Origin of the sequence: Mesorhizobium sp. M7A.F.Ca.ET.027.03.2.1 (genome assembly GCF_003999175.1) — a bacterium.
Taxonomy (GTDB): domain Bacteria; phylum Pseudomonadota; class Alphaproteobacteria; order Rhizobiales; family Rhizobiaceae; genus Mesorhizobium.
Genome location: NZ_RZOM01000004.1, coordinates 1 through 23,872 on the forward strand (window position 1 = coordinate 1; position 23,872 = coordinate 23,872).

The window sequence follows — 23,872 nt, forward strand, 5'->3', positions numbered from 1 at the left end:
GCACTACAGCGCGAAGGAAAGGGAAGTCAAAGCATAAGTCGGCAGCTCGCGCCGGGACTTCTGCCACCGGGCAGCCATCAACACCAGTCGCTGCGAACGCCGGCACAGTGCCAGCAGCCAAGGTTCTCGCGCGCTCGGATCAAGTTGCGAGTACACAGGTGAGAGCGCAAGAGGTGGCTGCGAGTTCGTCGGGGGCAGGCTCGACAATCGGGGGCGCCGCGTTGTCAATGGAGGTATTGACGGAGCGGCTCAAACGATTGGACGAACTTTTGCAGTTCGATCTGGCCGGTCAGCAAAGCGTCGTCTCCCAAGTGCGCCAGATGAAGCCTGAGGAGGCCGGTAAGGTCGTGGACGATGTGGCCCAGTACCTGCGAGCCCAGGCCATTGAGATGCAAACCTGTCTCGCCGGGTTGCAGGGGCGTAATGTACGCCTGCTACTCACCTCCACCCAGCTACCCAAAGTGCACGAACGCACAGACCAGCTCAAAGGGTTGCTGAACATGGTGCTGGGACAGGCCAACGCATTGAATGAAGGAAAAGCCGGCATTACGACTGATTGCATGAAGACCTACGCATTTCCGGCGCAAAAATACCTGGAACATTTGTGCAATGCCGACGAATTGATGCCGCCGGAGGCACCGGTCGCGCTGCGTGGCGAGCCAGGAAAGCTGTTTGAGATGAAGCTGCAGCCCAAGATGCTGGTCAATGGTGCGATGCCGAGCCCGATGTGGGTGCACATCCACACGAGTCGCCCGGTCATGGCCAGAAACTTGGAAGGGCTGGCTGATTCCGAATTCACCGCTTGCCACGTTAAATCCAACGAACAGCGCGGCTACAATCGAGAGCGAGAGGAAGCCGATGCTAGGTCCGGTCGCGAGAAGGTCATAATTCATCGCGGCAAACTCACCCCCGCTTTCTGTAAGTCCTTGTTGACCTCGGGGCTTGGCCGCCAACCACGCCATTCGCGTGCCGAGCTCCCGTCGGCGCAGGCTGCATGACAGGGCACGTACTTTGGGGTCTAGGGCAGAATGCGGCCGGCCACGCTGTGAGTCAGCGAGCATTTCTCCTGGCCAAACCGCGAATGCCGCTGCGCGAGTTGCGGTCCGGCGATTGGAGTCGATCGGCTACCGTCAGGGCCGATTTGCGATGTCGCGTTACCTGCTGTTGACGTGGCGGCGTATCTTGCCTCCCATCCAACTTATCGCCGAGATCGCGCCGCCAAGATCGAGGCGGAAGGTCTTCCTGCGAGCGCGGAGCAGGCATAGCTGATCCGATCGGGATCGGCGCATCGCAACGACCCAACGGTGTGGTGGAGAAAATTGGATTCGGGAGAGCTCGTATCCAAGAGGCGGAGTTCCGGCCCGAATACAATCCGCTCGCAAGCACCCACGATGCGCATCCGCAGTTTATTGTCTGGGAGATGGGCTGGATTGCTCGGCGGCGCTGGCGCTAAGGCGGGGCTGTCGCCGGACAATTAGCATTCACTGCCAACAGCCTTGCAACCGTCACCAGTTGCAAGGCTCGGCGGCGGGTCGACAAATCACATGAAATCGTCGTCGGACCCGCTATCGCTGCTGTCGCTGTCCTCGTTTTTGTGGAGATAGAGTGGAGGTTTGCCTGCACGCTGCCACTCACCGGCACTGTTCTTCGTCCATTTGTCGGGATGCTGCGTAGGGTCAAGCACCAGGTCGCCATGATCCACTTCAACAAACCCCATCGTCTGCGCGCGCGCTTGTGCTTCCGGATTAGCCGCACGCCAATTCAGCAACGGTCGGTCGCCGTCTATCCGAAGTTGATGCTCCAGCAGAATATCGCCCGCATTTTCGACGAGCGGATGGGCGACTTGAAGATCCACTATGGAAGTGACCTCAGTTCGACCAGGAAATTGTTCCCGCCAACTTTCCGATTCGAACTCGTTCATGCTGAATCCGCCTTCCATTCTCAGCAGTCCGGCACTCCGGTCTCCCAATTGGTAACTGAAATATCGCGCGTGCTCCGTATCTCGACGGATGCCATATTGCTGAGCAACGTCCGCGGTGCGCCTGGCTCGTGACGATACGAACTCCGAATACTCTTGAGGATTGTCGGCGATGTGCGTGATTTCATCACCATGAAATTGCCTCACCTGTCTCCTGAAGGAAGTCCTGTTGATCTCCACCACAGGAGGTCGGGAATTGAGGGAGTATGCTTGGGGAGCCGCCGATGATGAGGCGCCGCTACCTTCCGATCCGGATAAGTGCATTCGGGCAAATGTGTCCGCGAACCCTTCGCTTCCTGCATCCGATTGCTCGCCGGCATTATGCGCGCGGTAACTATCGGATGAGCCACCAATTCGACCATACATGACGATTCGTACTCCTATGTTTCGCAACCGAGCTCAAGTTAGCACGGCTGTTCAACATAGGGCGCTTAGTTGACGACTAGCTGACGAGGGCATTCCAACGGCTGCACCAATCAAATCCGCACTGCCGGCCTCAAAACCTCGGACTGCGCCACGCACCGGCCAGCAGAGGCTGAAAGGTCATGCCCGGAGGACTTGCCGTAGTTGCTGGGTGGCAGATCCGAGGGGAGTGATTGCCCCAGGCCCGCGGTTGCGCGGTTGGCCTGACAGAGACACTGGGGCACGGATGGCCAGCCGACATTTGCCACTAGCATGAAACCAGGTCAGTTTTGAACTGGGCAGTCGTGGACTTCCAATGACTAGGCCAAGCCTGCGGCAAAGAATGCTTTCGCGACAGGCTGGAAATATTGCATAGGAACCGCGTGGCCGAGTTTTGTAGTGCTTATCAGCTGACGCGCTAAGACATGGTCATGGACGATCGTCAGGCGTAGTGCCCGCGCCTCACTCAACACATGTGAAACGCGCTCACCTTCGGCACGGCAAACTAAGAACGGCACCCCGGTTTCACCGCGAACGTAACGCAGACCGATCAGGACCGCCCTTCCTGTTAAGACCAGCGTGGCGCGATGCACGCCAAGCGCAGGCTCGTCGGCCGCCTCCTCGCGGATGCGACGCTGTTCACCTTTCAACTCTGGCGCTCCTTGCTGATCCTTCGACTCGCGCGTCACTTCGGTATTGGTCATGCGCATTTCGCGCAGATACAACGCGCGCTGGAGCAGGAGATCGATCAGTCCGCCGACCAGCAGTGCGCCGGCGCCAATTCCCATCAGCAATTTTGTCTCCATAAAGATGAGGCCAACACAGCCCATGCCGCAGATCGGCAGAGGGACCATTGTCTTCCACATCCCGAGAAGGACAATGGAAAAGGTTGCGCTGAGAACCAATACCTTGAACATGGTCTTGCAGACTTCGACCATGGAACGAGCAGACCCCAAGCGCTTCAGCCCTTCAAAGGGGTCAATTTTCTTAAAGCTGAGCTTCATCGGCTCCAGAGAGAAGACAAATCCACCATTGGCTAGCAGGCTGGCCAAAATCACCGCGGCGACGAGGGTTCCAAGCAGCGGGCCAACAGCCGCGACGGTGAGTTGGACGAGCACAACCAATGCCTGCGGCACCGCGGTATCGAAAGGTAGGCTCTGCAACTTGGTGGCTAATAGGAGCGCTTCCCGGCATTTGTCCTCGATCACGCTGCCTCTTAGCCAAAGGTAGCCGAGCCCAGCGCAAGTCCCGACCGCGCGGACGAAATCGGAGCTACGTGGCAGCTGTCCTTTTTTGCGCGCTTCACTTAACTTCTTCGGGCTGGCGGCGTGTGTCTTCTCTTCACTTGTGTCGCTCATGGCAGCAATTTGTCGAACCACTCCAGCGCGCCGTTGGCTTGTGTGACCTCCAGTTTCATGCTCTCCACCAGATAGGCAGCGTAGGTGACCATGAGAACTGGAAAGACAATGTTCTTGATTGCCGGAGACAGTTGGCTCGCCTTAAATTGCGGGGCAAAGCGACGCAGCAGCATCATCGATATATCAATCAGTATCAGGAAGAACACGACAGGCCCCGATACCAATAATGCCGTGCGCATTATGCGGTCGAGAAGCCCCAACAACTCCATTGCTCCTGGCCCGCTCAGTGTCGGGTGAAACTGATACACCGGCCAGATCAAGTAGCTGCGGTACAGGACACTGATCAAAGTTTCCAGGCCTCCTGATCCGACGAATATGGCAATCGCAGTGATCCCCAGAAAAACGCCCATCGCGGAAGCCTGACTGTTCGTCGCGGGATCGGCCGAAGCGGTCGGGCTGCTGATGCCGCGTTGGTTGTCGATAAGCTCCCCGGCAGCCTGAAGGCCCCAAAGCGGAATGCCAAGAAAAGTGCCAAGGAGTACACCGACAAAAACTTCCTTGAATCCGAGCAGGGTTAGCTGGATCAGGCGTGTATCAGGATCCAGCGCCGGCAATCCGCCGCTGACGTGTGCCAGGCATGGTAGTGCGAAGCCAACAGCCAAACAGCCCCGGATCAGCCCACTGATCTGCGAGCGTGTGAATACGGGAAAGATCAGCATGATGCCCATCGCGCGGGCTGCCCCAAGACCTGCCGCAACGACGAGTTCGAGAGCCGTCTGGATCAGAATTTGAATATCGGCCGATGGCGCGTCCATGGGGCGGACTAGTAGCTAAGTGTCATTGCGGGAAACTCGGTGAAGATCTGATCGGCTAGCTCTATGAGCGGGGCGCTTAGCACAGGAGCAAACAGCCCAATCACCGCGACAACGACCAGAAGCTTCACGGTGAGCGGCAAGCTTTCATCCTGGATCTGCGTCGCCGCCTGGAGGATGCCGATGACGAGGCCGACAACCACTGATGCAATGAGCGGCGGTAGAATCCAGATCATGAAAACCACCAGTGATTGGCTCATAAGAGTAATGATGCTGGATTCAGTGATGATCAGCCTCCCGGTAACGTATAACTCAGCACAAGCCCATGCATCAATTTTGACCAACCATCAATGGCAACAAACAAGAAGATCTTGAACGGGACAGATATAACAGTTGGTGAGACCATCGACATACCCATTGCCATCAAGATAGTTGTCACTATCAGATCTATAACAATAAAAGGCAGATAAAGTAGAAATCCTATCTCAAATCCGCGCTTCAATTCTGATAGCAAGAAAGATGGTACAAGTATTGCAAAGTCATCAGGCGTGGCTGCAGCGTGCATTTCCTCTGGCCAGACCTTTTCTGTCGAAGATAGGAAAAATCGCCGCTGCTCTTCATTTGTGAATTTCTTGAGATGCTCGCGCAAGGGCTCACTTCCGGCTTTAGCGGCGCTTACCCAGTCGTCGAATGTCTGATAGTGGAGCTTGGGATCCGACATGCGGTCATAGGTCTGCTCAGCAACGGGCGCACTAACGAACATAGTGAGGATCATCGCCGCGGCGTACAGCACCACATTGGGTGGTATGGTCTGGGTCCCGAGCGCATTGCGGACGAGGAAAAGAACAATTGATACCTTTACAAAGGCCGTTGTCGTGGCAACTGCTAAAACCAGCAGACCGAGTCCGGCGGTAACCGCAAGAAGCGCCAGGATTGTCGGCTGAGCTTCACTCATTGCATGCAAACCCGCCACGGAGCCTGATGCCCAGCTCTTCTCCGATGCGGACAATGTCGCCACGCCCGATACGCTGACCATTGGCCACTATGTCGACCGGGCCGTCGATCGGCCATCCAAGTTCAAAAATATGCCCTTCGCCGGCACTTCTTAATTCCCCAAGAGAAATAGGCCAGCGGCCGCATTCAAAGACAAGCACGATCTCGACATCGTCGAGATCCTTAGTAAGCTCCAGTTGCGATCCGGGTTGTGTCATATGCGCACTCTCCAAAGGACACGGTCGCGGGCGGAAAGGCCCCCGCAAGATTAATTCATCGCCGTCAAGATCCGCCTCGGCGCACAACTGGCCGACAGCTAGGGTGATCTGGCCGCGGCCGAACGGCGCAATATCGGGCAACAATGCATCACCGACACATGCGCTTCGAAGAAGCGCCGCAGGAAGGCGAAGCGTGCCGACCTCTCCTGCAACAATGAGCGGGAGCTCTGGAGGCAGCCCGCCCAGCTGCCGCGGCAACTGGGCAAGCAGTTCGCCTAGCGCGCGAAACGCAGGCGGTACTAAGCCGTCAAGTGGCGTGAACAGGAATAGACGGCCCTTGCCCTTGACCGCGCCGAAAATGATGTCGAGTTCAAGATGAGGAGCCAGCATCGTGGCTTCGCATACCCGCACGAGTTGCACGTTCAGACGCGTCGTCTCCTCCAGTCGAGTGACAAGCGGCTCCAGAGCGAGTTCGAGAATTAGCGAAGCAGTTGGCTCGGAAGGGAAGGCCAAGCCGTTCTGCACTGTCGTGATGAACTCCTCTACGAGCGGGCGCGACAGTGACAAGATGACCGTTTCGGCTCCCACTCTCCAGACGCAGTCAAGCATCGGAATGGCAGCAGGTTCCTGCTGCCAGACAAGCCCTGCCGTTCGCACCGATAGCGGCACCTCGTTGATCCGGCTTTGAAACGGCGTGCGCGGCGCTGCTGTATCATTGAGCCACGAGACAACCGTGTGGGACAGTTTCAGAACTGGTTCGAACATGGCGGGTGTGACCGCAGCGCCTATCAAAGACTGCACGGTCGTGTCATTCGGACGACCTCTTGCGACCGTCGGATCCGGTTGCGCGGCATTTAGGCAAGCGACCCCCTCGCATATTTCAGCAGTATCTCATCGTCGGCCTCGATCTCGGCTGCGGCCTCCGAATGAGTCTCGACGGCGCGCCGCACGTCGTCCTCGATTTGTTGCCATTTGTCCCTTGCCGCCGAACATATGACCCATAGCTCCCTCGTCCTGGACGCCGCCATCTCAGCCTCCTCTTGAGCGATTTGGGTATCATCAAGCATCTGCCGTCTGGAATTGATCTCAGCGGCAAGTTGTTCAGTGTGAAGGCGGTGACGGTCGAGCGCTGCGCTAGACAAGTTGTCGAGTGACATCAGATGCTGATAGAGCGCTGCTTCTTTTCTTGAACAATGTTGCTGTATCATTGCAAGCTCCCTAGAGGCATTTTGTACGGCTGAGGCGGCCACATCGCGCTGGGCTTCCTTCTTGGACAGCTCGCCAAGGGCACGACGCTCTTGCATTTCCTTCAGAAGCCGTAACCTCGAAGACTGAATCCAGTTTACGCGGTCAGACGCGACATCCATGCGACCGTCTCCTCGAAATCTGACGCGTCATCTTCGCTCTGGCGCAGAAACTCCCTCAGTTCGTCGATTGACGCGACAGCCCGGTCAGTCAGGGGATCTCCACCTGGCTTGTATTCGCCAACATTGATCAAGAACTCGGTCTCGGCATAGCGCGACAGGAGCTCGCGGAAAATGGATGCTGCCTTGCGATGTGTCCCCGAAACGACTGCATCCATGACGCGGCTGCGACTCTGCAGCACATCAATAGCGGGGAAATGCGATCGCGCCGCAATAGCGCGTGAGAGGATGACATGGCCATCGAGAATACCACGCGATTCCTCGGCGATTGGATCACCCGTGCCATCACCCTCTACAAGCACCGTATAGAAGGCCGTGATTGAGCCCCGCTCACCCATGCCGGCGCGCTCGAGCAGGCCTGGCAGCATGCCAAAAACGGAAGGAGGAAAGCCCCGTCGCGTCGGCGGCTCACCCGCAGCAAGGCCTATTTCGCGCATAGCGCGGCAGAAGCGCGTCAGCGAATCCAGCATGAGAGCAACGCGTAGGCCTTGATCGCGGAAATATTCCGCGAGCGCAGTCGCCATTGGAGCGCATTGCGCACGCTCTACCGCCGAGCGGTCGGATGTTTCAACCACGACGACCGTACGGAGAAGGCCCTCTTCACCAAGATTCCTTTCGATGAATTCACGAACTTCCCGTCCACGTTCGCCTATGAGCGCCACTATGACGACGTCAGCGGCGGCACCCTTTACGATCTGTGACAACAGCGTCGACTTGCCACCACCTGGCTCGCCATAAATCCCGATCCGCTGGCCCTCGCCGCACGTCAGCAGACCATCGAGGACACGGACCCCAAGCGGGAATGGCCGCTCAATCATGCGCCTCGTCATCGGATTGGGGGCTCTGCCATGCAGGGGCCGAGTTTCGACGGTCTTGATTTCGCCTTTGCCGTCCAATGGGCGGCAACGACTGTCGATCACGCGACCGAGCAAATCGCCGCCGACGGGCACCTCACGCATTCGGCCAGTGGCCACGACCTCTGCGCGGCTGGATAGGCCCACCAAGTCCCCGATCGGTGTCAGCAATACACCATCACCCGACAGGCCGATCACCTCGGCCTCGAGCGACAGCCCGGTTCGCGGGTCCTCTAGGAGGCAAAGTTCCCCAATACGAGTGTCTGGCAAGACGGCATGAACCAGTGTGCCGATAGCCCGCGTGATCCGACCGCGCACCGCACGCGTGTCAATTCGCTTGGCCGCAGCCCTCAAAGACGAGATTGCTGGAACGAGAGCTCGAGTGTCGGCGTCAGCGTTATGTTCTGGGACGGGCTTTCTCATAGCTCGCCTTTCTCACAGAGCGTCCCGAAACCAAGGCGCAGCGCGCGCATCTGGGCGTCAAGTCCAAGGTCAACATTGCCGTACTCGCTCCACAGCACGCAGCGTTGCGGCGACAATGTCGGGTCGGGCTCGATCCGCACCCTTGGTCGACCATCCTGGCCGTCGCATCGAGCAAACTCTCGTGCAAGCATGTCGACTTGCATGGGAGAAACATGAAGGCAAACGTCGGCGCCGCTGTATTGACACTCTATGGCGTGACGAACAGCCCTCACCAATAGCTCGCCCGGATCGAAAGCGCCGATAAGATCGCTCAATATTTCCATCACGAGCTGCGGCAATTCCTGCTCCAGAGCCGCCTTTCGTCGCGCGATTTCGGAGATTGTCTCCGCAATCAACCCTGCCATCTCCTCGGTGCCTGCATTCGAGCCCTCCATGTGGCCGCGCGCCCACGCCCGCTGGTAAACCGCGCGTGCCCAGTTTCGAACGCGCTGCCGATGCCGTTCTGCCGCGGCAAGGGCTTGCGCGGCGCTGTGCCAGGTTTCGAGCTCGCTCGCGGGTATCAGTGGTCCGACTGGACGCATCTGCGGCGCTATTGGCCCCTCGGAAAGTTCGACTGTCATTTCACCGGGGTCTCTGTCTCAAAATGAGCTACTACAAGTGAAAGCAATTGGCCGGCGGCGGTCCAATGCTCATGTGCTGGAGTCTCCGCGGCAGTCCCCTCGGGCAATCGAAGAAGCACGCGGTTACGCTCGGTCGCTGAACTGTCCTGGAGCCAAGCTCCAAGACATGCGTGTCCATCGTATTCGATTTGCTGAGCGAGTTTTTCTGGGTCCGAGATCAGTCTTTTGTCAACAGCATGCAGCAGGTGTCGGATTCCGAATGCGTGTGCATCCACGCCGATGCGTTTAACAAGGATGGCAAGCTCAGGCTGAGAGACAAACGCGACCAGCGAACGGGCATGCCAGATACTACCAGCAAGAAGGGCCGCTCGATATGGATCATGCCCGCGTAGAAGGTCCGGCCTGCAGCCGATGTGGTTCAGATCCACGTCATCGTTGCCCAGCAATTCTGCCAGCCTTGGATGCAGTCTGGAACACTTCTGCAACTTCACTAACGTTTCGGCCGATAACGCTGGATCAAGACGCGCCGCAAGACGGGTTGGATGGGCCGAAGCCGCAAGCTCGCTCGCGCCCGGAAAGTGCGGACCATCAGGTCGGGCGGTCTGTATAGGCATTGGCAATGAGATGTCACCCACGTCCAATTGCAGGCATTCTTTTGCGAATGGCCTCGACAGCAGAAGCATCCCGGCGCCCCTCGACCTTGGAAACGCCGGTTGATTGCTTGCGCCGACGCGTAACAACGCCGATCAAGAGATAACAGGCCACGGCGAATACGGCTGCGGCAAAACCTGTTACGGTCGCCAGAAGTGGCGCAGGAAGAGGTAGTGATGCTTGTGGCAAAACAGCAGTCGGATCGGGCCGTTGCTCGTGTGCGGACCGTTCTACCGGCACCAAAACCACTTCCACCTTATCGTAGGACAGGCCTTCGATGCTGTCGGCTACAAGCATCTTTATCTTTGGCAGCAGAGCCGCGACATTTGTTTTTGCGTCGTGCCTGATAAACACCGAGGCCGAGGATGGCGTGGCACCGGCTCGCACAAGGTCGTTATGCGGCAGCACGACGTGAACACGTACAGAAAAAACGCCATCGATATCGCTGATCGTCCGCGACAACTCTTCGCTCAGGGCATACACGTAACGGGCACGCTCTTCGGTCGGCGAGGCAATCAGGCCTGATCCTTGGAATATCTCACCGAGGTTCTTGAAGGATTGGCGCGGCAGCCCCTTGGCGTTCAGAAGGTTGATTGAGAAGGCGAGCAGCTTTTCGTCAACCTGGATCGTGCTGGTTCCATCCTTGGCGACCACCCGGATCGCGGCGACCCCGTTGTCTTCAAGAAGTGCGAGCATTTCATTTGCCTCACGCTCTTGCAATTGCGTGTAGAGGTCGGCTTTGCAAGCAGTGAGGGCGACGAGAACTGGCAGCATGACAAGTCTAACCGACCGCCACCCTGACAGGCCACGCATGATTTCGCCCTCGGCCAAGCCAATCATGCGCGCGGTTCAGCCTTCCTTCAAAAGTTTATTCACGGATGATGTGACGCCGCTGACGCCTTTGGAGATAAGCGCCACCTGGGTGACGCCGTTGTAAACATCCCGAAGACCAGCCATCATCGTTTCGAAGTCTTGCCCTTGTTGGGGAATGCCCGAGATTCCGGTTCCCGCCTCACCTGGAACGGGAAGCTTCTGCGCCGGTCCCGGTAGAGCGCCCTTCGAAAGGGCTATGTCATGGTCGAGCGCGGGGAAGGAAACAGTGTTGTGTGGATATAGGGAGGAAATCGTCTGCAACACGCGATCGCCCATGCCGCTCGTCGGCGCAGCCGCGCGCTGAACATCCATCGCCGCAGCAACTGGCGCCGCACTCGCTGGCCCCGCGGCGGCATCGTTTTTCAGCGAGTCGGCTGCATGCCCTAAGGCGCGCTCAAACTGGGCCTGCTCGACAATCGACGGTGATCCGACCCTGGGGAGGCCAGCCGTTAGAGTGGCAGAGATCGACGTGACAGGCATCATCATGTAAGGACTCGGTTGCTCTCTCTGACCGGGCGAGCCCCGCCCATTCATCACCCGGTGTCGGCGCAACACTCCTAGGGGGGCAAGCTGACAACAAGCTGACTAACGGCGGCGTCATTTCGACAATCTAAAATCTCTTCGGCAATTTAGTCACTTGTGATGATTTCAGCGTTTGGTTTATCAGTGCGACATGCCGAGAACGCTTATCCAACCCGTCACCCTGCATGTTTTGAGACTTCTTTGTGCCGGGTTTTTTCTGTCCACCGGGATTCACCCGGCGCATGCAGTCCCGCTGTCCCTTCCGGCGACACCCTATAGATACACGGTTCTGGATCAGGAGCTCGCTGCAGCGTTGCAGGAATTCGGCAACAACCTGAATATCAGGGTCAACATCAGTCCTGCGGTGAAGGGGCGAATTCGCGGACGTATGCCTGATTTGCCACCGCGCGCGTTCCTCGACCGCTTGACGAACCTTTACGGTCTACAATGGTACTATGACGGCCTTGTGCTCTATGTGTCTGCTGCACAAGAATCGCAAACTCGAATGCTTTTGATGACGTCGATTCGCTTCGATGCGTTCAAGGGGGCTCTCGACAAGCTTGATATCTCCGACGAGCGCTATGTGGTCAAACCCGTGCCAGGCAATGGCCTCGTCTTCGTTTCCGGTCCACCGCGCTTCGTCGCACTCGTGGAGCAGACCTTTAACGGCTTGGTGGCGCAGGCGCAGGCGCAGACTCACATAGCGGCAACGCCAAAGGAATCAGTGCTGATCTTGTTTCGCGGCTCCTCCACTACGGTCGTTCGCGACGGACGACCGGATGCTTCTTATTCTTCTGACATCCCACAACAGGATAGCGTTGGCGGGAAGCCTGAGCTGGGCAAGAAATGAACATTGAGGATTTCCCGCAGCTCTGAAGAACATGACTGCGGCTACCCCTTTGTGAACTCTTCGCAAACTCGTCAGTTTCTCGAAAGCTAATCCGCTCATGATGAGTCCCGGCAGCTCTCGCGGTGACTCCGGCCATTGTGTTGGACCGAACCTTGGAGCCGGCCCGGAACACAGCAATTGAAGGCAGGGCAGGCGCATTCGTGACCTGCCGACGCTTGGAATTGTCGAATTTTGTGAAACGCAAGGGATCTTCTGTCGGGGTCTCTTGTGGGGATTTCAACGTCACGTCTGAGGATGCATAATGTCGGCCAGTAATCTTTCAACTTTCTACCGCTCAAATTCGCTACAGTCCGCAAGGGGTTGGCCGGGCCTGAAAGTTTCCCATTTTGCGACCCAGCATCAGCAAAGTGCATCGTGCTTCGAAGCGATGCTGTCCACTTGTGTGCTGGCAGACAAGCCCGGCTCTTTCGCGCAAGGGGATCTGCCAGCGTCGAATCTTGATTCGACAATGGATAAATTGCGGCAGGACCCTTTGGGCCATCTGGCACCGGATGTCTTGACATTGAATGGCTTGGAGCAACACCCACTGGATCTGCTGCCGCCAAATATGAGGGCGGCTCTCAAGGAGGACCAATCGCAACGCTCCAAGGCGACTGAAGCCCAACATCTGCTCGGCGTCACTCCGAAGATCGAGCCGGCTCCCAGGCCGAGCCCCGGAATCACGTGGAACGGTGGGTCGCTGACCACGGCTGAGTTGCAGATTGTTGCGGTACTCAACCGTCACAAGGACCAATGCCCGCTTACTTGGAAGTCGTTGACCGACAAAGCCAATGATCCCTCTACGCCACCGGATCTGAAAGCGGCGATCCAGGGACTGCAGCAGGATTCGGGACTTTTTTATGCGATTGGCTCGCAGGGCGACGGCCGCTGTGGAGGCAAGATCAACGCCAAGGACTTGGCCGGATTTTCAAACCACCACCCACAAGTTGCTGCATTTCAGGAAGCCCAAGCGCGAAGCTACGAGCAGAACTACATACCATCCGACGGCAGCGGAGGTTTGCAGCCTTCGGTCATGACCTTGAGCGATGCCTTGCGGGAGTTTTACCGGTACTCCGAAAATCTGTCCAAGGACCTGAGTCTGGATGAGTTCAAGAAAATGGTCGGCGGCGAATCGAAAAACGGCAAATTTCCGCCCCAGGTCATTGCGGCGGCGCAATATTTCCTCGATCACCCCGATGCTTGGAACCAGTTGTGCGGTGGCTCGAAAGGGAAGATGCACAAAGAGGATTTCCTGCAAGTCGCCTCATCGTCGATGAGCCTCACGCAAACTGAGCTGAATACGGTCGAGATGATCAAGGACCATCAGGACACGTTCTTTGGAAGCGGTGTTCTGACTCGCGACAAACTGGCGAAAATGAAAGACGACAAGAGCCTTGATCCGAAAGTGCGGGAAGCAGCCTCTCAGCTCCTTTCAGATCCTCTTCTGTTTGGCCTCCTGAACAATTCGATCACGGGCTATAAGACCCATCATAAATTCTTCGACTTTGGCGGCGGGCATACGGTTGATTCCGGCAATATCAGCAAAAAAGACTTTGCCCATTTTTGCACAAACATGTCGTCTGCGAACCGCAACGTTCAGCAGCCAATCACCCACGGCGCCCAAACCGCAGAAGAGCAGAATGCCGTCGCGGACATGAAGATGGGCCTGATGGACCAGCCTGACATTAAGTCAGCCAAAAAGAACGGCGGGGCCGTCATGCACGTCGTCGACTCCGTGCTCAAAATCGAGACGAAAGTGCTCGACTTGGCGGCAACGGCGGTGGGACTGCTCAGCTTCATTCCGGGCCTCGGACAAGTAGCCGATCTTGCCTCGATGGTTCTCGAGGCTGAGTCGCAAGCAGCCAATCTCCTGCGTACGGCCATTAACGGAGGCGATATGAAGCGAGCGCTGGAGGAAGCTGGCCTCAATATGGCCGCGCAGGCGATCGGCCTTATCGCAGGCCCCGAGGTCAAGCTGGCCATTCGAAATGGGCTCGTAAAGCACCTGATGGAAGAGGCCTTGGCGGCAGGCATTGATCTTTCGGTCTCGACGGCGCAGGACTACGCAGAAGGCTATGTGAATAACCTCAAAGCGCGCCTTGCAGGCGGCCCTGAGCAAAGCCTAGGCCTTCCGAGCATGCCATCATTCCAGAGTGTGGCAAGCAATGTGCCCTTCGTCGGCATTGCCTTATCCTAGCCGTCGCCTTGCGCGGAAGCTTTGGCTCGCGCGCTGACATAAGGGTCATTGTGGCACAAGCAGGGGTTCATCCGCATCAACGCAGCGGTGTTCCTGACGCCATCTGGATCGGACTGTGAGGGGGATGTCCGAAGTCTGTGAAGGCTTCGGTATATGACGACTTCAGAGTTACGCTGAGCCCAGCCATCTCGAGCCGGTGCGCCGGGTCGAGGTTTTCACGGGCGCCGGCCGGCAGCGGGAATGGTCTCCGGAAGGCACGGCGCGGATGGTGGCGGAGCGGCGCAGCCGAAGGAACGGCTGTCGCGCGCCCAGGGCGGCCTCCCGAACAGCAGACGATGATCTCCTGCCTTGGGCCTATATCCTTGTGCCCACGCTCAAGGCAGTCGGCTGAAAACAGCGCTGATTTAAAACAGCATTATCCTGCACTGCACCCTCGATCCTTGCGCTCACCGATCGCTCGTCGACACGCACGCGGTCAAGTCGTTATCGGCGCTATGCCGATGGGCTTCGAGAGCAAGGTGGACGCTGAGCGGTGCGTCAGCCTCAGGGCGCGGCTGGCCAGCTTTGGGTCTCACGCTCTATGACGGCAACACCCGGCTGATCAACTTGGCCTGTTCGCGGGCTCCCGGCAGCGGCGCGGAAGCCACGGTCCGCCTTCCTCGGCTTCAGGCCAAAGATACCGCAGCATGCTCCAGAGCTATGTCTGCCGCCTCCGCCCCATCGTCGCTGGTCATGTGGAAAGGACAAGCAGGCTACGCACCCCATAATCCCGTCGGGCAGGATTCGACAGTCGACGGCGAGACATTCGCCAAACCTCACCCTTGATTCTCAGCAACGTTAAAAAAAATTCACATAATGTTCGTGAGTGTAGTCTCCTGTCAGGTGGTACATTAGCCCCAATATCTGGCGTCTTAGTCGTAGAAAGGACTGTGATCCATCTTCCATTAGCATCCATACCAGCGGATTTACAGCAAATGACGAGAGAGGTCTCATGCGGATTGATGGGGATAGAAGGGCTAGCGGCTTGCTGCATCCCGTCCGGGTTGATGCCAACCAATGTTGACACTGGTAAATCGCCTAAGGACGGCAGCGCATCTTGATCGCCTTCGAATCCTGGGCCTTTGCGCGCATGCGGATCTAACCGTCGGCGAGCTGGCCGATATTACCAGTCTGCCTCGCGAGCAGGTTCGACGCCACGTTCGGCGGCTGGGCAGAGCCAACTTTCTTTGCTGCAACGAACAACGTCCGCAGTCTTCGTACCATATGCAAGCAGGAGGCAAGGATGGCGGGCTGGCTCAATTGGTGGTCGATCTCCTGCCCCACGATGATGGCCATCATAAAAGAGACCTACAACGCCTGGAAGCAATACAAGACGCGCGGTTGAAGGGACCGCCTGCTTGATCGTGAAATAGATCAGTCCAAATGGAGCGCGACTACCATGGATAACTCCGCCGGCGGCGCCATCGCGCAGCCCGACACTTACGGGCGGCCTCACTTAGCCGCCGTCGACTCCCGCGTTCACGAACTGCTTCTAAGACAGGAGCGTCAGGAGCGGACAACTCTCAAACTGATCGCCTCCGAGAACTTTGCCTCCTCGGCGGTGTTGGAAGCGACCGGGTCGATTTTCACCAACAAGTATGCCGAGGGATACCCCGGTGCGCGCTACTACGCCGGAAACGAGATCGTCGATGAGCTTGAGACCCTCGCGATCGAGCGCCTGAAAGCGCTATTTGGCAGTGAACACGCCAACGTCCAGCCTTATTCAGGCTCGCCAGCCAACCAGGCTGTCTATCGCGCGCTTTTGAGCCCCCGTGACAAAGTCATGGGCTTGCCTTTACCCGAAGGCGGCCATCTGACTCACGGTTGGTCCGTCAATTTTTCCGGCAGCGATTATCAGCGCGTCCCGTACAGGCTGCACGAAAAGACACAGCAAATTGACTATGACCACTTGCGCGAGACCGCCAAGCGGGAACGCCCGAAGCTAATTTGGGTCGGCGGAACTGCTTATCCGCGTATTTTTGACTACGCGGCAATGGCCGAAATTGCTTCGGAGGTGAACTCGTATCTGGTGGCTGACATCGCCCACATCTGCGGCCTGGTTGTCGCAGGAGTGCATCCGAACCCCGTGTCCCATTGCGATGTGGTCACCAGCACCTCTCACAAGTCGATCCGCGGTCCCCGGGGTGGCTTCATTTTATCAAGGAATGAAGACCGTTATCAGCCCCTCCATCATCCGAAGAGCAAACACAATCTGCGCCGTGTTCCCTCTTCTGCAAGGCGGACCGCATATGAATACTATCGCCGCGCTTGCCGTCGCTTTGCAGGAAGCAGCGAACTCGTCCTTTCGTGTCTACGGTCAGCAGATCGTCCACAACGCCAAGGCTCTGGCCCAGGCGCTTCTGGAGCGAGGTTATGAACTCGTCACTGGGGGCACTGACAATCACATGCTGATCCTTGATCTTCGGGACCGGCCGCTGTCAGGCAAAGCCTATGCGGAGCGCTTATCGCGTGCAGGCATCATTGCGAATTTCAATATGGTCCCGGGCGACCGGCGGCATCCGGCGCTGACAAGCGGCATCCGCTTAGGGACACCAGCGGTGACGTCCATGGGCATGCGCGAAACGGAGATGGTGCAGATCGCCGCTTTCATCGACTCGGTCTGCCGCCAGCCCGATGACCAGGAAGTTCATGCGAGCGTACGAAGAGACGTTGCCGACTTCTGCACTGCGTTCGATGTTCCCGGCATCCGCGACCGATAAGCCACCCCAATCCAGAAACTCCTCACTAACTCCAGCACTTGAAGCGAGGGCATTTTTATGACCAGGCAGTTCGTGTTCTCTTCCGAATCCGTCGGCGCGGGACACCCCGACAAGATGGCAGACAACATCTCCGATGCCATTCTCGATGCGGTCCTGCGCACCGATCCGAAGGCGCGCGTCGCCTGTGAAGTGTTGGTGAAGACGGGGATGGTCGTTGTGGCTGGCGAGATCACCAGCCATGCCCACATCGATTACAGCCAAGTCGCCCGCGATACGATACTCGATATTGGCTACGACGATGATGCGATTGGCTTTGATGGTCGACGTTGCGCCGTCGTTCTGGCCCTCACCGAGCAGTCGCCCGACATAAGCCAGGGCGTTGATGAAGGACGAGGGCAGGATCTCGGGCAAGGGGCAGGGGATCAGGGCATCATGTTTGGATTCGCATGCAACGAGACGGATACATTGATGCCCCTGCCGATCCAACTCGCTCACCATTTGACGAAAAGACAGGCCGAGGTCCGGAAAGCGGGACAGCTTGGCTGGCTGCGTCCGGACGTGAAATCTCAAGTGTCGGTACGCTACGAAGGGCTCCGCCCGGTGGCGCTGGATACCATAGTCCTGTCAACGCAGCATGACGAAGCGGTCTCACAAGCCACGGTCCGCGAAGGCGTCATTGAGGAGATCATAAAACCGGTCCTGCCGGCCCACCTGGATACTTCGGGGATCAGATTTCTGGTCAACCCAACAGGGCGGTTCGTGGTCGGTGGGCCTGCCGGCGACTGCGGCCTCACAGGACGGAAGATCATCGTCGATTCCTACGGTGGGACCGGGCGTCACGGCGGCGGTGCCTTTTCGGGCAAGGACCCATCCAAGGTTGACCGCTCGGCGGCCTATGCCGCCCGGTATGTCGCGAAGAACATCGTTGCCAGCGGCCTTGCAGAGGTCTGCGAGGTTCAGCTTGCCTACGCGATCGGCGTGGCCAGTCCGGTTTCTGTCATGGTCAATACCTTCGGAACCGCAAGGATCGAGGAAAAAAGGATCGAGCGCCTTGTTCTCGAGGTTTTCAATCTCCGACCGAAAGGCATCATCAAGATGCTTGATCTCTTACGGCCGATATACCGCAAGACGGCGACATACGGACACTTCGGGCGTGAAGAGCCTGAGTTCACTTGGGAGAAGACGGACAAAGCTGACGATTTGCTGCGTGAAGCCGGACCGGCAGCTGCGTGAGGGCGGCTGGATCAAGCGCATGCGGCAACCCATTTCAACTCGCGAGACCACGCCCGGCCGGCGTGGCAAGAAGCCGGCTCGGGTTTTGGCGGAGATTTTGATGCCGGATTATGACGTGCTTTGCATCGGCAATGCCATTGTCGACATCATCGCCCAGTGCGACGAGGAATTCCTCGAGACCAACGGCATCATCAAGGGCGCGATGAACCTCATCGACACACAACGCGCCGAACTGCTCTACAGCCGCATGGGCCCGGCGATCGAGGCCTCCGGCGGCAGCGCCGGCAACACGGCGGCCGGCGTCGCCAGCTTTGGCGGCCGGGCCGCCTTCTTCGGCAAGGTCTCCAACGATGCGCTGGGCGAAATCTACGCGCACGACATCCATGCGCAGGGCGTCGCCTTCGACACCATACCGCTCAAGGGTGAGCCGCCGACGGCGCGCTCGATGATCTTCGTCACGCCCGACGGCGAGCGCTCGATGAACACCTATCTCGGCGCCTGCGTCGAGCTTGGCCCTGAGGATGTCGAAGCCGACAAGGCGTCCGGCGCCAAGGTCACCTATTTCGAAGGCTATCTGTGGGACCCGCCGCGCGCCAAGGAGGCAATCCGCCAGACGGCGAAGCTGGCGCACGCGGCAGGCCGAGAAGTGTCGATGACGCTATCGGATTCGTTCTGCGTCGACCGCTACCGCGACGAATTCCTCGACCTGATGCGCTCGGGCACGGTCGACATCGTCTTTGCCAACAGCCACGAGATCAAGTCGCTCTACCAGACATCGTCGTTCGACGAGGCGCTGGCCCAGATCCGCAAGGATTGCCGGATCGCCGCCGTCACCCGCTCGGAAAAAGGCTCGGTGATCGTGCGCGGCGACGAGACCGTGGTGATCAAGGCGACCGCCATCAAGGAACTGGTCGACACGACGGGCGCCGGCGATCTCTATGCCGCCGGCTTCCTGCATGGCTACACGCAAGGCCGCGACCTGCAGACTTGCGGCGACCTTGGCTCACTGGCAGCCGGATTGGTGATCCAGCAGATCGGCCCCAGGCCCCGTCAGAATTTGCGCCGCGAGGCCGAGCAGGCGGGGTTGCTGTAGAGAAAGCTCTTCCCTTCTCCCCCTGTGGGAGAAGGTGTCGCCGAAGGCGACGGATGAGGGGTGCTCCAGCTTGGCACTGACGGTACTCCGTCCAACACCCCTCAACCGTCTTGGCGCTGCGCGCCAATCCACCTTCTCCCATAGGGGGAGAAGGGAAGGCCGCCTCCGCTTCTCACCGTCGCGCGGCTGTCACACATCGCACCTACACGCAATCTGGCGCCCCGCGACTGACCTTTCGGGGCGCCAACAGCCAGTTGGGGTGTCAAGAAATGCAAGACAGCGAGCTGTCGGGCCGCAGCATCTGTTGCCGTCGCGATTTCCGCTTTCCGCTCTAGAGATTCAACAGCCGGCCGCAGCTGTGGGAGGAGAGCGCGGCCCAGAAGACAGATGTATGAACAGATTTCAGCTCCAGGGCCTCAAGCAGGACGACTTCGCCGAGATGGTCGCCGAAGACGTCGAACGCGCGCTTGCCCGCTATGACGAGACTATCAACAAGCCCACCATGGTCTCGGTCGGCAAAATCGCCGGCAGCATAGCGTCCGCCGTCACCTTGCTGTCACCGAAGCACCAGCGCGCTATCGACGCCATCCATGCCGACCTGCCCGGCCTGGCCTCGAAATTCGTGCGCGCGCTGGCGGCGGAAGCCGCGCGCCGCAGCGAAGCCGGTATAGCCGGCGTGATCAATCCGCCGACGACCCCGTTGGCCGATGTCGAGCCTCCTTCGCTGCCAAAATCCGACGATCTCGAATCGATGCTGATCGAGGACTGGGCGGGCCGCGTCGCCGGCTCGACCTATCTGGAAGAGAATTTGCGTATCGCCCGCTCGACCCTGCACCGCTGGCAGCGGCGGGGCGAGGTCATCGCCTTGCGCAAGGGCGGCCGCAAACATGTCTTCCCGCTGGCGCAGTTCGTCGACGGCCGGCCGGTAGCGGGCATTCGCGACGTGCTGTCGCTGATCAGCAATCCCAGACTGGCGTGGCTGTGGCTGACTCGCCCCTCGGCGCAGCTCGACGGCCGCGTCCCGATCGACTTGCTGCGGCAGGATCAGGTGGACGAGGTCGTCGAGGCCGCGCGCGTGTTCGCGCCGGGCTGAACGCCTCCCGGACTCACCGCTAAGGCTCGCCGCTCAAGTCCCCGCCGTATACGCCGCGATCGCCGCCATGTTGACGATGTCCGAGTCCTTGGCGTTCAGCGACACGATCTGAACCGGCTTGTTCAGCCCCACCAGCAGCGGGCCGATCACGGTCGAGCCGCCGAGTTCCTGCAGCATCTTGGTCGAGATCGAGGCCGAGTGGAACGCCGGCATGATCAGCACATTGGCCGGGCCGGTCAGCCTTATGAACGGATATTGCGCCATGGCCCGCGCATTGAGCGCCACGTCGGCGGCCATTTCGCCGTCATATTCGAAATCGACGCGGCGCTTGTCGAGGATACGCACGGCTTCCTGGACGCGTTCGGAGCGTTCGCCCTGCGGATGGCCGAAGGTCGAATAGGCGAGCATGGCAAGCCTCGGCTCATAACCCATGCGGCGGGCAAAGCCGGCTGCCTCCTCGGCGATGTCGGCGATCTGCTCGGCATTCGGCATATCGTGCACGGCAGTGTCGGCGACCAGCACGGTCTTGCCTCGCGCCAGCACGATCGAGACGCCGATGACGCGGTGGCCGGGCTTGGCGTCGATGACGCGGCGGATGTCGTCGAGCGCGGTCGAATAGTTGCGGGTGACACCGGTGACGATGCCGTCGGCGTCCCCCAGCGCCACCATGCAGGCGGCAAAATGGTTGCGATCGTTGTTGATCAGGCGCTGGCAGTCGCGGAACAGGAAGCCTTTGCGCTGCATGCGCTCGTAGAGATAGTCGGTATAGATGCCGTTGCGGCGCGACAGCCTGGCATTGATGATCTCGATGCCTTGCTTGTTGAGGTCGATGCCGGCGTGCTTGGCGTTTTCCTTGATGACGTCGTCGCGTCCGAGCAGGATGGCGGTGCCGAGCCGCTGGTTCACATAAGAGACGGCGGCGCGCATGACCTGTTCCTCCTCGCCCTCGGCGAAGACGATGCGCTTGGGCTGGCGGCGCACGCGGTCGTAGATGCGCTGCAGGGTCGAAGCGATCGGGTCGCGGCGGGCCGACAGCTCCTGCGCGTAACGGTCGAGATCGAGGATCGGCTTGCGGGCGACGCCTGAATCCATCGCCGCCTTGGCGACCGCGATCGGAATGGCCGAGATCAGGCGCGGGTCGAACGGCACCGGGATGATGTAGTTGGGGCCGAATTTCGGCCGGTTGCCCTGATAGGCGGCGGCGACATCGTCGGGCACATCCTGGCGTGCCAATGCCGCCAGCGCCTGCGCGGCGGCGATCTTCATGTCGTCATTGATGGTGGTTGCCCTGACATCCAGCGCACCGCGGAAGATATAGGGAAAGCCGAGCACGTTGTTGACCTGGTTGGGGTAATCAGAGCGACCGGTGGCCATGATGGCGTCGGTGCGGATCTCCGCCACTTCCTCCGGCGTGATTTCCGGATCGGGATTGGCCATGGCGAAGATGATCGGGTTCTTGGCCATCGACTGCACCATGGCGGTGGTCAGCGCGCCCTTGGCGGAGAGGCCGAGGAAGACATCGGCGCCATCGAGTGCCTCGGCGAGGCTGCGCGCCTCGGTCTTGACCGCATGCGCCGATTTCCACTGGTTAATGCCTTCGGTGCGGCCCTGGAAAACGACGCCCTTGGTGTCGCACAGGATGATGTTTTCCGGCGCAAAGCCCATCGCCTTCATCAGCTCGATGCAGGCGATGCCGGCCGCACCGGCGCCGTTGCAGACCATTTTTGTGGTCTTCATGTCGCGACCGGTGATTTCCAGCGCGTTGATCAGGCCGGCCGCCGAGATGATGGCGGTGCCGTGCTGGTCGTCGTGAAAGACGGGAATGTCCATCAATTCGCGCAGGCGCTGCTCGATGATGAAGCATTCCGGCGCCTTGATGTCCTCGAGATTGATGCCGCCGAAAGAGGGCCCGAGGAACCGCACGCAGTTGATGAACTCGTCGGCGTCCTCGGTGTCGACCTCGAGATCGATGGAATCGACATCGGCGAAGCGCTTGAACAGCACCGCCTTTCCCTCCATCACCGGCTTGGAGGCCAGCGCGCCGAGATTGCCTAGACCGAGGATAGCCGTGCCGTTGGAGATGACGGCGACCATGTTGCCGCGCGTCGTGTAGTCGAAGGCGCGGCTGGGGTCCTCGGCGATGGCCAGAACCGGAACCGCGACACCAGGCGAATAGGCGAGGCTGAGGTCGCGTTGTGTCGCCATCGGCTTGGTGGCGACGACCTCCAGCTTGCCCGGCCGACCCATGGCGTGGAACTCGAGCGCTTCCTGCGCACTGACGGACGGACCGCTGTTCTCGGTTTTCCTGGCCATGATGTTCTTGATTTCCTCACCGGTGCAGCACCTCCTTGAAGCGGGTGCTTTGTTTCGGTCCGAATTAAGACCACGCGCCGCCGCGTGTAAACCGCCAGCGCGCTGGAATCGCCGTCCGCATCGGCAATTGCGGACAAGCTGCCGTCCCGTCGTCCCCTGTTTTTCGAAGCGCCGGCATTAAACCGCATCATCACATCTGCTAGCGTGCCGCGCATGAACATGCACAGCCCGAACGAGCCAGACGCCCCCGAGGCGATGACGCCGGCGCCGACCGTCCATGCCGGTGCCACGCCGATGATCGAGCAATTCATCGAGATCAAGGCGGCGAACCCCGATTCGCTGCTGTTCTATCGCATGGGCGATTTCTACGAGCTGTTCTTCGATGATGCCGACAAGGCGAGCCGGGCGCTCGGCATCGTGCTGACCAAGCGCGGCAAGTATCAAGGGCTCGACATCCCGATGTGCGGGGTGCCGGTGCATGCCGCCGACGACTATCTGCAGAAGCTGATCGGCCAGGGTTTCCGCGTCGCCGTCTGCGAACAGATCGAGGATCCGGCCGAGGCCAAGAAACGCGGCGGCAAATCGGTGGTGCGCCGCGACGTGGTGCGGCTGGTGACACCGGGCACCATCACCGAGGACAAATTGCTGGCGCCCTCGGAATCGAGTTTCCTGATGGCGCTGGGGCGGGTGAAGGGCGGAGCGGACCACTCCTTTGCGCTGGCCTGGATCGATATCTCGACCGGCGCCTTCCGCGTCACCGACACCACCGCCGACCGGCTGCTGGCCGATATCTTCCGTGTCGATCCGCGCGAGCTGATCGTCGCCGAGCCGGTGTTCCACGATCCGGAGTTGAAGCCGGTGTTCGACGTGCTCGGCCGCGTCGCCAGCCCGCAGCCGCCGTCGCTGTTTGATTCGGCATCGGCCACGGGACGCATCGCCCGCTTCTTCGATGTGGCGACACCGGATAGTTTTGGCGCCTTTTCGCGCGCCGAACTGTCGGCGATCTCCGGCGCCATCGCCTATGTCGAGAAGACGCAGAAGGCCGAGCGCCCGCCGCTGTCGCGGCCCGAGCGCGAAGAGCAGGGCTCGACCCTGTTCATCGATCCGGCGACACGCGGCAATCTGGAACTGCTGCGCACGCTGTCGGGCAGCCGCGAAGGGTCGCTG

20 protein-coding genes and 2 pseudogenes are annotated in these 23,872 nt (G+C 59.4%); 8 read left to right on the forward strand and 14 right to left on the reverse strand.

What is annotated here, in order from left to right; genetic code table 11:
- Nucleotides 1-227: 227 nt before the first annotated feature.
- Nucleotides 228-998 (forward strand): hypothetical protein, encoded by a 771-nt coding sequence (locus EN750_RS00405; protein ID WP_127395285.1) that lies wholly within the window; start codon nt 228-230, stop codon nt 996-998.
- Between the two features lie 542 nt (nt 999-1,540).
- Here EN750_RS00405 and EN750_RS00410 read toward each other — a convergent pair.
- The 12 genes from EN750_RS00410 to EN750_RS00465 form a co-directional block, all read right to left on the reverse strand.
- Nucleotides 1,541-2,344, reverse strand: coding sequence for a hypothetical protein (locus EN750_RS00410; RefSeq protein ID WP_029354842.1), 804 nt, complete (start codon nt 2,342-2,344; stop codon nt 1,541-1,543).
- 356 nt (nt 2,345-2,700) lie between these two features.
- Nucleotides 2,701-3,738 (reverse strand): EscU/YscU/HrcU family type III secretion system export apparatus switch protein, encoded by a 1,038-nt coding sequence (locus EN750_RS00415; protein ID WP_029354843.1) that lies wholly within the window; start codon nt 3,736-3,738, stop codon nt 2,701-2,703.
- Nucleotides 3,735-4,553, reverse strand: a complete 819-nt coding sequence (sctT, locus tag EN750_RS00420; RefSeq protein ID WP_127395286.1) for a type III secretion system export apparatus subunit SctT — start codon at nt 4,551-4,553, stop codon at nt 3,735-3,737. Before sctT ends, EN750_RS00415 begins: the two co-directional genes overlap by 4 nt.
- An 8-nt stretch (nt 4,554-4,561) precedes the next feature.
- Complete coding sequence (locus tag EN750_RS00425; protein WP_081714428.1) at nt 4,562-4,810, reverse strand: EscS/YscS/HrcS family type III secretion system export apparatus protein; 249 nt, start codon at nt 4,808-4,810, stop codon at nt 4,562-4,564.
- 29 nt (nt 4,811-4,839) lie between these two features.
- Entirely contained in the window at nt 4,840-5,505 is a 666-nt protein-coding gene (gene sctR, locus EN750_RS00430) for a type III secretion system export apparatus subunit SctR (RefSeq protein WP_029354851.1), read from the reverse strand.
- Nucleotides 5,498-6,526 carry a type III secretion system cytoplasmic ring protein SctQ gene (gene sctQ, locus EN750_RS00435; protein ID WP_095769044.1) on the reverse strand — a complete coding sequence of 343 codons (1,029 nt, stop codon included), beginning with the start codon at nt 6,524-6,526 and terminating at the stop codon, nt 5,498-5,500. Before sctQ ends, sctR begins: the two co-directional genes overlap by 8 nt.
- 89 nt (nt 6,527-6,615) lie before the next feature.
- Nucleotides 6,616-7,128 (reverse strand): hypothetical protein, encoded by a 513-nt coding sequence (locus EN750_RS00440; RefSeq protein ID WP_032899688.1) that lies wholly within the window; start codon nt 7,126-7,128, stop codon nt 6,616-6,618.
- On the reverse strand, nt 7,104-8,462 hold the full coding sequence (sctN, locus tag EN750_RS00445) for a type III secretion system ATPase SctN (protein WP_024505372.1): 1,359 nt from the start codon (nt 8,460-8,462) through the stop codon (nt 7,104-7,106). The genes EN750_RS00440 and sctN overlap by 25 nt, the downstream gene beginning before the upstream one ends.
- Entirely contained in the window at nt 8,459-9,082 is a 624-nt protein-coding gene (gene sctL, locus EN750_RS00450; RefSeq protein ID WP_024505371.1) for a type III secretion system stator protein SctL, read from the reverse strand. Before sctL ends, sctN begins: the two co-directional genes overlap by 4 nt.
- Nucleotides 9,079-9,765, reverse strand: coding sequence for a nodulation protein NolU (locus tag EN750_RS00455; protein ID WP_269470858.1), 687 nt, complete (start codon nt 9,763-9,765; stop codon nt 9,079-9,081). The genes sctL and EN750_RS00455 overlap by 4 nt, the downstream gene beginning before the upstream one ends.
- A complete protein-coding gene (gene sctJ, locus EN750_RS00460; protein WP_024505369.1) occupies nt 9,710-10,573 on the reverse strand; it encodes a type III secretion inner membrane ring lipoprotein SctJ in 864 nt (287 codons plus the stop codon). Before sctJ ends, EN750_RS00455 begins: the two co-directional genes overlap by 56 nt.
- 9 nt (nt 10,574-10,582) lie before the next feature.
- Nucleotides 10,583-11,092 carry a nodulation protein NolB gene (locus EN750_RS00465; protein ID WP_024505368.1) on the reverse strand — a complete coding sequence of 170 codons (510 nt, stop codon included), beginning with the start codon at nt 11,090-11,092 and terminating at the stop codon, nt 10,583-10,585.
- 187 nt (nt 11,093-11,279) lie between these two features.
- Between EN750_RS00465 and EN750_RS00470 the strand changes: the two genes are divergently transcribed.
- Nucleotides 11,280-11,978, forward strand: coding sequence for a secretin N-terminal domain-containing protein (locus EN750_RS00470; protein WP_024505367.1), 699 nt, complete (start codon nt 11,280-11,282; stop codon nt 11,976-11,978).
- Between the two features lie 301 nt (nt 11,979-12,279).
- Entirely contained in the window at nt 12,280-14,214 is a 1,935-nt protein-coding gene (locus EN750_RS00475) for an HrpF/NolX family T3SS translocon protein (protein ID WP_024505366.1), read from the forward strand.
- Nucleotides 14,215-15,351: 1,137 nt separating this feature from the next.
- On the opposite strand, the gene EN750_RS39215 is transcribed toward EN750_RS00475, so the two are convergent.
- Nucleotides 15,352-15,552 (reverse strand): hypothetical protein, encoded by a 201-nt coding sequence (locus EN750_RS39215; protein ID WP_024505365.1) that lies wholly within the window; start codon nt 15,550-15,552, stop codon nt 15,352-15,354.
- Nucleotides 15,553-15,652: 100 nt separating this feature from the next.
- On the opposite strand from EN750_RS39215, the pseudogene glyA reads away from it, so the two are divergent.
- From glyA to EN750_RS00505, 4 genes and pseudogenes are all read left to right on the forward strand, one after another.
- Nucleotides 15,653-16,973, forward strand: a pseudogene (glyA, locus tag EN750_RS00490) (serine hydroxymethyltransferase).
- Nucleotides 16,974-17,030: 57 nt separating this feature from the next.
- The gene (metK, locus tag EN750_RS00495; RefSeq protein ID WP_063169265.1) at nt 17,031-18,206 is read left to right on the forward strand and encodes a methionine adenosyltransferase; all 1,176 of its coding nucleotides are present in this window, start codon (nt 17,031-17,033) and stop codon (nt 18,204-18,206) included.
- A gap of 100 nt (nt 18,207-18,306) precedes the next feature.
- Nucleotides 18,307-19,299: an adenosine kinase gene (locus tag EN750_RS00500; protein ID WP_127395287.1), complete on the forward strand. Its 993-nt coding sequence runs from the start codon at nt 18,307-18,309 to the stop codon at nt 19,297-19,299.
- Between the two features lie 391 nt (nt 19,300-19,690).
- Nucleotides 19,691-20,392: an antitoxin Xre/MbcA/ParS toxin-binding domain-containing protein gene (locus EN750_RS00505; protein WP_127395288.1), complete on the forward strand. Its 702-nt coding sequence runs from the start codon at nt 19,691-19,693 to the stop codon at nt 20,390-20,392.
- 33 nt (nt 20,393-20,425) lie between these two features.
- Here EN750_RS00505 and EN750_RS00510 read toward each other — a convergent pair whose 3' ends face one another.
- Nucleotides 20,426-22,705, reverse strand: coding sequence for an NADP-dependent malic enzyme (locus EN750_RS00510; RefSeq protein WP_127395289.1), 2,280 nt, complete (start codon nt 22,703-22,705; stop codon nt 20,426-20,428).
- A 213-nt stretch (nt 22,706-22,918) separates the two neighbouring features.
- Here EN750_RS00510 and EN750_RS00515 point away from each other — a divergent pair.
- Nucleotides 22,919-23,872 (forward strand): annotated as a pseudogene (locus tag EN750_RS00515) (DNA mismatch repair protein MutS); the annotation flags it as partial.

Bases quoted from the DNA above. Each gene is read 5' to 3' on its own strand.
- EN750_RS00510 (WP_127395289.1), bottom strand. From the start codon at position 22,705: ATGGCCAGGAAAACCGAGAACAGCGGTCCGTCCGTCAGTGCGCAGGAA.
- EN750_RS00425 (WP_081714428.1), bottom strand. From the start codon at position 4,810: ATGAGCCAATCACTGGTGGTTTTCATGATCTGGATTCTACCGCCGCTC.
- EN750_RS39215 (WP_024505365.1), bottom strand. From the start codon at position 15,552: ATGATGGCCATCATCGTGGGGCAGGAGATCGACCACCAATTGAGCCAG.
- EN750_RS00410 (WP_029354842.1), bottom strand. From the start codon at position 2,344: ATGTATGGTCGAATTGGTGGCTCATCCGATAGTTACCGCGCGCATAAT.
- EN750_RS00470 (WP_024505367.1), top strand. From the start codon at position 11,280: ATGCCGAGAACGCTTATCCAACCCGTCACCCTGCATGTTTTGAGACTT.
- EN750_RS00475 (WP_024505366.1), top strand. From the start codon at position 12,280: ATGTCGGCCAGTAATCTTTCAACTTTCTACCGCTCAAATTCGCTACAG.
- sctR (WP_029354851.1), bottom strand. From the start codon at position 5,505: ATGAGTGAAGCTCAGCCGACAATCCTGGCGCTTCTTGCGGTTACCGCC.
- EN750_RS00405 (WP_127395285.1), top strand. From the start codon at position 228: ATGGAGGTATTGACGGAGCGGCTCAAACGATTGGACGAACTTTTGCAG.
- EN750_RS00455 (WP_269470858.1), bottom strand. From the start codon at position 9,765: ATGCTTCTGCTGTCGAGGCCATTCGCAAAAGAATGCCTGCAATTGGAC.
- EN750_RS00505 (WP_127395288.1), top strand. From the start codon at position 19,691: ATGAACAGATTTCAGCTCCAGGGCCTCAAGCAGGACGACTTCGCCGAG.
- sctT (WP_127395286.1), bottom strand. From the start codon at position 4,553: ATGGACGCGCCATCGGCCGATATTCAAATTCTGATCCAGACGGCTCTC.
- EN750_RS00440 (WP_032899688.1), bottom strand. From the start codon at position 7,128: ATGGATGTCGCGTCTGACCGCGTAAACTGGATTCAGTCTTCGAGGTTA.
- sctJ (WP_024505369.1), bottom strand. From the start codon at position 10,573: ATGATTGGCTTGGCCGAGGGCGAAATCATGCGTGGCCTGTCAGGGTGG.
- sctL (WP_024505371.1), bottom strand. From the start codon at position 9,082: ATGACAGTCGAACTTTCCGAGGGGCCAATAGCGCCGCAGATGCGTCCA.
- EN750_RS00465 (WP_024505368.1), bottom strand. From the start codon at position 11,092: ATGATGATGCCTGTCACGTCGATCTCTGCCACTCTAACGGCTGGCCTC.
- sctQ (WP_095769044.1), bottom strand. From the start codon at position 6,526: ATGTTCGAACCAGTTCTGAAACTGTCCCACACGGTTGTCTCGTGGCTC.
- metK (WP_063169265.1), top strand. From the start codon at position 17,031: ATGACCAGGCAGTTCGTGTTCTCTTCCGAATCCGTCGGCGCGGGACAC.
- sctN (WP_024505372.1), bottom strand. From the start codon at position 8,462: ATGAGAAAGCCCGTCCCAGAACATAACGCTGACGCCGACACTCGAGCT.
- EN750_RS00500 (WP_127395287.1), top strand. From the start codon at position 18,307: ATGCCGGATTATGACGTGCTTTGCATCGGCAATGCCATTGTCGACATC.
- EN750_RS00415 (WP_029354843.1), bottom strand. From the start codon at position 3,738: ATGAGCGACACAAGTGAAGAGAAGACACACGCCGCCAGCCCGAAGAAG.